The sequence below is a fragment of the Coprobacter sp. genome, from assembly GCF_982436375.1.
Genome location: NZ_CEWDCG010000196.1, coordinates 1 through 5,417, shown reverse-complemented (window position 1 = coordinate 5,417; position 5,417 = coordinate 1). Strand labels below are relative to the sequence as shown.

Below are 5,417 nucleotides of genomic sequence, written 5' to 3'. Positions count from 1 at the left end.
TGGGAAAAATTGTCCTCTTGAGGTGCAATATACGGTATTTTGCAGTAGTAAAGACTTTAAAAAAGAAGAGCGTTTATTGTCTTATAAAGGTGCTTTTTTGAAATATGTCCCGTTACATGCGAATGGTTTCCAGAGTACTCCGTATGATATTTGGTCTTTGTTGAAAGTGATGCGGGGATATGACGTGATTGTCATATTAGGTGTATCGGGGTGTATATTTTTACCGGTATTTCGCTTGTTTTGCCGAAAACGCTTGGTTATAAATATTGACGGATTAGAGCATCGGCGGGCAAAATGGGGAAGATTTGCCCGTTGGTTTTTGAGATTTTCCGAGGCTATGGCTGTTCGTTTTGCGGATGTGATCGTTGCGGATAATAAAGGTATTCAAGATTATGTTCTTGATGTTTACGGAAAAGATTCTGCATTGATCGCTTACGGAGGGGATCATGTGAAACGGTCGGTCGGAGAGGAGAGACAGCGTGCGATATTGGACCTTTATGGGTTGAAAAGAAAAGAGTATTCGTTCACGGTGTGCTGTATCGAGCCGGAAAACAATTGCCATATTACTTTGGAGGCTTTTGCGAAAAGCGGTGATGTGTTGGTTTTTATCGGTAACTGGGATAAGAGTGCATACGGGCAAGAACTGAAACGGAAATATAGCGGGGTCGGGAATATTCAATTGATCGATCCGGTCTATGATCTTGATGTTTTGTATGTATTGAGGAATAATTGCCGCTTTTATATTCATGGACATAGTGCCGGAGGTACGAATCCTTCATTAGTGGAGGCTATGTTTTTTAATTGTCCGATTTTGGCTTATGATGTCATATATAATCGAGAAACTACCGAAAATAAAGCTTTTTATTTTCGGGATGCAGAGCAACTGATTGCTCTTTTAAGAAACGACAATGCTTTATTGTTGGAGAAATCTGCAAGAGATATGTCTGAAATTGCAAATCGTCGTTATCTGTGGAAAGTGGTATCGAGGCAATATCTGGAACAGTTTGATCTTGTATCGGTTAAGGCCGACTGATAAATTAGGCAGGCTTGAAAAAACAGGGCAGAGAAACTATATATTTCTCTGCCCTGTTTTTTCAAGCTTTTGTTTTTTATAATTTTACGGTTACCTTTTTGCCCTTTTTACTTTCATTGTGCATTCTGTCTACTGCGGTTATAACGTAAGTATATTTTTCTGTTCCTTTTTGATAGGGTAGTAAATACCCGGTTTCTCGTGTTGTCGTAACAAGATTTCTTCCGTTCGACAGATCTATAGGTTCACCTTCAGCGAATCGGTAGATACAGAAATAAACCTGCTTCTGCATTTCGTCTTTCGTATTTTTACGTTTCCATTCCAAAACATAACCTTGCGGTATCCAACGGGCTTTCAAGCTTTTCACTTCTGCCGGACATTTATCATCGATAAATGTGTATGCCGGTATTATTGCGGGAAAAGCGAAGTGGTCGTATTTCAGGGCGTTGCCTACATTTCCGTAATTTTCTAACAGAGGATGCGCCGGCCAAAAACAATTACCGGAGATGTTGTCCAGATAACGGCTCAATTGTATTTTATGATTTAGTTGCGAATATTTCGGATTTACGTCCGCTGCGTTCATCGTTCGTTTTACGTCTTGTCCGATATAGAGATGCCGTCCGTTACCATGGCGATTCCACCAATAAATAAGGGTTTCGTAACAAGCTGCTTTATGTCCTATTTCCCAGTATAATTGAGGCATCATATAATCGACCCATCCGTTACGAGTCCACATCAGTACATCTGCATACAAGTCGTCATAATTTTGTAACCCGTTCGTATCGCTACCGTTCGTGTCATTTTTCTTATTCCGGTATATTCCGAACGGACTGATTCCGAATCGAACCCAAGGTTTCCGTTGCGAAATGGTCTGATGAAGTTCTTGAATCAAAAAATTTACGTTATTCCGACGCCAATCAGATAGGCTCAGTCCGTTTCCGTATCGAGCGAAACTTTTTTGGTCGGGAAATTCTTTTCCTGCAATGGGATAGGGGTAGAAGTAATCATCCATGTGTATTGCATCTATATCATAACGAGATACGATATCATCTACTACTTGACAGATAAATTTACGGGATTCGGGCAATCCCGGATCGAAATAAAGCTGATTACCATAAGTTACGAACCATTCGGGGTGTTTATGATAAATGTGTCCGGGCGCTAATTGTTCGTTCAGATTACTTTTTACGCGATACGGATTGAGCCATGCGTGAAATTCCATATTCCGTTCATGACAAGCTTCGATGAGATATTGCATCGGATCCCATACCGGAGTCGGTGCTATGCCTTGTGTCCCGGTTAGAAAACGACTCCATGGTTCTAATGATGATCGATAAAACGCGTCTGCTTGAGGTCTTACTTGAAAAATGACGGCATTTATACCCATTTGTTGCAGGCCGTCAAGCATTGCTGTAAGATATGTCTGCATGGTAGCTTTATCCATGTTCTGGTATTGAGACTGATGAACAGTTTGTATCCATGCACCCCGGAATTCCCGTTTGGGAGACTGTTGACTTTTTAATGGAAAAGCAAATAGTAAAATCGCTAATGTGATAAAGTAGAACCGAAATTTCATAATGAGTGTCTTATTAATATTCGACAAAAATAGAAAAACTTCTTGTGAAATTTGCTCTTTTGTCTCTTTCTGTCTCGAATATTTTGTACTTTTGTGTCGCATTTTGGAGATTTTTGTCTCTTTTGTTCTGGTATAAAAATAAAAAACAAGAAATTACGAAATAGAATGGAAATTGCAACGAAGTACAATCCTGCCGAGGTTGAAGGAAAGTGGTATGAGTATTGGCTCAAAAACGGATATTTCAAGTCGAAACCCGATGGCCGTGAACCTTATACGATAGTCATACCTCCGCCAAATGTTACGGGTGTGTTGCACATGGGGCACATGCTGAACAATACGATTCAGGATATTTTGATTCGTCGTGCCCGTATGACCGGAAAGAATGCTTGTTGGGTTCCGGGTACCGATCATGCTTCTATCGCAACCGAAGCGAAGGTCGTGAACAAATTGGCAGCTCAGGGAATTAAGAAAACTGATCTTACGCGGGAAGAATTTCTGAAACATGCATGGGAATGGACAGAAACTCACGGAGGAATTATCTTGCAGCAACTCCGTAAGTTAGGTGCTTCTTGTGATTGGGACAGAACGGCTTTTACTATGGATGAGCTTCGTAGCGAAAGTGTCTTGAAAGTTTTTGTCGATTTATATAATAAAGGACTTATCTATCGGGGTGTCCGTATGGTAAATTGGGATCCGAAGGCTTTGACTGCTCTTTCCGATGAAGAAGTCGTTTATAAAGAAGAACACGGAAAGTTATATTATTTACGCTATAAGATTGAGGGTGAGGACGGATATGCTGTAGTCGCAACGACCCGTCCTGAGACGATTATGGGAGATACGGCTATGTGTATCAATCCGAATGATCCCAAAAATCAGCATTTAAAAGGAAAGAAGGTTATTGTTCCGTTGGTAAACCGGGTAATTCCCGTCATCGAAGATGATTATGTCGATATCGAATTCGGTACGGGTTGTCTGAAAGTCACTCCGGCACATGATGTCAACGACTATATGCTGGGCGAAAAGTATAATCTGCCGAGTATCGATATTTTTAACGATAACGGTACGATAAGCGATGCTGCCGGAATGTATGTCGGTATGGACAGATTCGATGTCCGTGTTCAAATAGAAAAAGATCTGGAAGCTGCGGGCCTGTTGGAAAAAACGGAGGCTTATACTAATAAAGTCGGTCATTCGGAACGTACGAATGTTGTGATAGAACCCAAACTTTCTATGCAATGGTTTTTAAAAATGACCGATCTTGCCAAACCGGCGTTAGAGGCTGTAATGAATGACGATATAAAGTTTTATCCAGCAAAATACAAAAATACATACCGCTATTGGATGGAAAATGTTAAGGACTGGTGTATTTCCCGTCAGCTTTGGTGGGGACATCAAATCCCTGCATATTATCTTCCCGAAGGCGGGTATGTTGTAGCAGCAACTAAAGAGGAAGCTTTGGAACTGGCTCGTAAGAAGACGGGTAATTCTGCCTTACAAACGGAAGATTTACGACAAGATGAAGATTGTCTCGATACATGGTTTTCTTCTTGGTTGTGGCCTATATCGCTGTTCGACGGTATTAATCATCCCGGAAATGAAGAACTGAATTACTATTATCCAACCAGTGACTTGGTTACAGCTCCCGACATTATTTTCTTTTGGGTAGCCCGTATGATTATCGCCGGCTATGAGTATCAGAAAGAGATGCCGTTTAAGAATGTCTATTTTACCGGAATTGTCCGTGATAAATTAGGCCGTAAAATGTCTAAGTCGTTAGGTAATTCCCCCGATCCGTTAGAATTGATCGATAGGTACGGGGCTGATGGAGTTCGTATGGGAATGATGCTTTCTGCTCCGGCCGGAAATGATATTTTGTTTGATGATACATTGTGCGAACAAGGACGTAATTTTAATAATAAGATATGGAATGCATTCCGGTTGGTAAAAGGATGGTCGGTAGATTCGTCTATAGATCAGCCTGAGTCAGCCAAGATTGCAGTAAGGTGGTTTGATGCTATGCTGAAAAAAGCAAGTATCGAGATTGCAGACTTGTTCTCTAAATATCGTCTTTCGGAAGCGTTGATGGTGGTATATAAATTGTTTTGGGATGAATTTTCTTCATGGTATTTGGAGATGATCAAACCCGGATATCAACAGCCGATAGATGCTACGACATACGAAAAGACTTTGTCGTTTTTTGATGATCTATTGAAACTTCTGCATCCGTTTATGCCTTTTATTACGGAAGAACTTTGGCAGCACATTTGTGACCGTAAAGAGGGGGAAAGTATCATGATCGCTCAATTACCGGGAGTAGAGACTTATGATGAAGCTCTATTGGCACAAATCGAGACGGCAAAAGAGATTATTTCAGGAGTGCGTTCGATTCGTCTTCAAAAGAATATCCCGAATAAGGATACGTTAGAATTACAAGTTATCGGACAGCACAATTCGGGGAATGATGCGGTAATTTCTAAACTTGCTAATTTGTCGGCTATTTTGTCGGTTAATGAAAAAGATGCTACAGCAGCTTCGTTTTTGGTGGGCACAACCGAGTATGCCGTTCCGTTAGGAAATAATATCGATGTAGAAGCCGAATTGAAAAAGCAAGAAGAGGAACTGAAATATTTGCAAGGTTTTCTAAAATCGGTCATTGCTAAATTAAGTAACGAGCGTTTTGTGAATAATGCTCCGGCACAGGTTGTTGAAATGGAGCGGAAAAAACAGTCCGATGCAGAAAGTAAAATAAAATCTTTAGAGGAAAGTATTGCCGCATTGAAGAAATAAAGAGGTCTAATACTTATATAATTG

General features: G+C 40.6%; 3 protein-coding genes. 2 read left to right on the top strand and 1 reads right to left on the bottom strand.

Features of this window, described 5'->3' with window-relative positions; translation table 11 throughout:
* Positions 1-1,033: DUF1972 domain-containing protein (locus AC1WHX_RS10140; protein ID WP_481229278.1), on the top strand; the 1,033-nt coding region annotated here is incomplete at its 5' end.
* 76 nt (positions 1,034-1,109) lie between these two features.
* Here the strand turns inward: AC1WHX_RS10140 and AC1WHX_RS10135 are convergent.
* On the bottom strand, positions 1,110-2,606 hold the full coding sequence (locus tag AC1WHX_RS10135) for a glycoside hydrolase family 10-like protein (protein ID WP_122337628.1): 1,497 nt from the start codon (positions 2,604-2,606) through the stop codon (positions 1,110-1,112).
* Positions 2,607-2,771: 165 nt separating this feature from the next.
* Between AC1WHX_RS10135 and AC1WHX_RS10130 the strand changes: the two genes are divergently transcribed.
* On the top strand, positions 2,772-5,393 hold the full coding sequence (locus AC1WHX_RS10130) for a valine--tRNA ligase (protein WP_270738380.1): 2,622 nt from the start codon (positions 2,772-2,774) through the stop codon (positions 5,391-5,393).
* Positions 5,394-5,417: the final 24 nt, after the last annotated feature.

What these genes read in the sequence shown, in the direction of transcription:
- AC1WHX_RS10135 (WP_122337628.1), bottom strand. Translation starts at nt 2,606, where the DNA reads ATGAAATTTCGGTTCTACTTTATCACATTAGCGATTTTACTATTTGCT.
- AC1WHX_RS10130 (WP_270738380.1), top strand. Translation starts at nt 2,772, where the DNA reads ATGGAAATTGCAACGAAGTACAATCCTGCCGAGGTTGAAGGAAAGTGG.